Source organism: Mucilaginibacter sp. (assembly GCF_039207105.1).
In the GTDB taxonomy this organism is placed as follows: Bacteria; Bacteroidota; Bacteroidia; order Sphingobacteriales; family Sphingobacteriaceae; genus Mucilaginibacter.
Genome location: NZ_JBCECK010000003.1, coordinates 103297 through 105571 on the forward strand (window position 1 = coordinate 103297; position 2275 = coordinate 105571).

2 protein-coding genes and 1 pseudogene are annotated in these 2275 nt (G+C 42.5%); all 3 read left to right on the top strand.

From position 1 onward, the window contains the following. Nucleotides 1-725: pseudogene (locus AAGC65_RS01515) on the top strand (hypothetical protein); the annotation flags it as partial. 37 nt (nucleotides 726-762) lie between these two features. Beyond that, nucleotides 763-1854 (top strand): hypothetical protein, encoded by a 1092-nt coding sequence (locus AAGC65_RS01520; RefSeq protein ID WP_343110634.1) that lies wholly within the window; start codon nucleotides 763-765, stop codon nucleotides 1852-1854. Next, nucleotides 1851-2275, top strand: a 425-nt coding sequence (locus AAGC65_RS01525; protein WP_407940654.1) for a MotA/TolQ/ExbB proton channel family protein, incomplete at its 3' end; no start/stop codon positions are given. The genes AAGC65_RS01520 and AAGC65_RS01525, both read left to right, overlap by 4 nt.

The following is a 2275-nucleotide window of genomic DNA, read 5'->3' on the forward strand; positions in this document are numbered from 1 at the left end:
CCAAAGTAGAGGTACAAGTGATCCCTAAATATGTACGTTTGTTTATTGAGGCCAAAGGCGATATCAACAGAACATCTATCCATGATCTGGCTTACATCAACCCTTTCCTTGGTCAAAACATCAATATCCAAAATTCAGTTGACCGTTTAGATATCAGCGCGGGTTTAAAAGGCACATTGGCTCCTGGCCTGAGCTTTAAAGCATCCGTATACCGTAACAGTGTAAGGAACATGCCATTGCTGGTAAGTAATTTTGATGCCGAAGTGAACAAGTTTACGGTAATATATGATGATGGCAAAGCACGCGTTAACGGGTTTAATGGCGAACTTGATTTTAAAGCCAGCGACGACTTCAACATTTTTGGTCGCGTTGAGGCTAAGGATTACCAGCTTGCCTCTGAAGCACAACCCTGGAACTTACCTAAGTTTCTGTTAACCGCAGGTACCGCCATCCATATTGATAGCAAATTAAGCATCACCGGTTCATTACTGTTCCGTGGATCAGCTCAAGACAGGGTATCAGCTACTACAGCAACAGGTACATCATTTGTTCAAAAACCAATTGCTTCCTTTGCCGACCTGAGCGGCGGCGTGGAGTACAAGGCAACCAACAAAATATCGGTATTTGTACAGGCTAATAACATTTTAAGCACCAGCTATCAAAACTGGTTGTACTATCCTAACTACGGATTTAATATCTTTGGCGGCGTTGGGTTTTCGTTTTAAGCCTATGATGTTTTATAATTAACTGTATTTTTAGCCAATGGATATAGCCAATTATTTAAGTGAACTGTTAGACCGGCACGGCAAAATAGGTGTGCCCGGTCTTGGTTATTTTACACAGGTGCGTGTAAATGGCTATTACCATGATGCCGAAAAACAGTTTTATCCGCCGGGCTACCAGATACAATTTAATCCGGAACCATTTGATGACGATACGCTGGTACAGCACATTGCCGAAAAGAAAAAGATATCGCTGGCATCGTCAAAATACTTTACAGAAAAATACATTACGGGTTTAAAGCAGGAAGTTGCCTCTAAAGAAGTTCCCTTTGCCAACCTGGGTTGGTTTTATACCAGTCATGGCCAAATTGCCTTTAAACCCAATCATAACCATAACGACGATCCTGAGTTTTATGGTTATGCGCCTATAGCGCTTAAAAAACTAAATGAGGAACCCGAAAAACCGGTTCCTCCACCATTGCCTTTCACCTTATCGGCACCTGCACCGGAGCCGGTGGTTATACCCGAACCAATAGCAACTCCTGCCCCTACCGTTAGCCAACCGGTGGAAGAATATGTAGAGCAGGAAGTATTTGAAGAGCCTAAGCGTTCATCAAATACCTGGGTAATTGTACTTCTTGTGGTTGTAATTATCGCGGCAGCAGCTTTCGGTATTTATAAATATAAACCGGAATTGTTTGGCAAGCAGCAAGCAATAAAATCAACTACTGAAGAGCCTAAACCTGAGCGCTCCATAAAGGCAGATACACCTGTTGCTGATACTACCAAAACCGCACCGCCGATATTGGATACACCGACCAAGGCAATTTCTAAACCACAGCCAGCGTTAAATACACCGGTAGCCAATACTGATACTACAGCCAAACCACAGTACGTGATATTTGCCGGTTCGTTTAAAACACAGGCCAAGAGTGACCTTGCTGTTCAAAATTATAAAAGCATTGGCATTGATGCCCGCCTGCTGAACGGCCCCGGCACTGGCAGGCTCATCAAGGTAATTATTGGTGGCTTTGCAACCTACCAGGAAGGTGAAACCTTTAGAATCAAATTAGTAAAATCAGGAAAATTAAGAAAAGACTCGTACACGCAATTTATTAACCCAAAGAAATGACGTTATTATTATTACAGCAAATAGCAGATACCGCGAAACATATAGCTGACACCGCTAACCACGTAACACAACCCATAACCACACAACCCGAAGAACTACGTTTTGGCGACCTCCTGATAAAAGGTGGTTGGGTAATGATACCTATTGGTGTATTAGCAGTTTTAGGTTTAGTGATATTTTTTGAACGTTATTTCACTATACGCAAAGCATCAAAAAATGAAGCCAATCTGATGGTTCAGGTACGTGCCAGCATTCATTCAGGCAACCTGGAATCGGCCATAGCGCTTTGCCGCAATAATAACTCGCCGCTTGGCCGTATGTTGCAAAAAGGTTTATTACGTATAGGCAGGCCAATAAAAGATATTGAAGGCGCTATTGAAAACGTAGGTAAGCTGGAAGTATCTAAACTGGAAAAAAACAT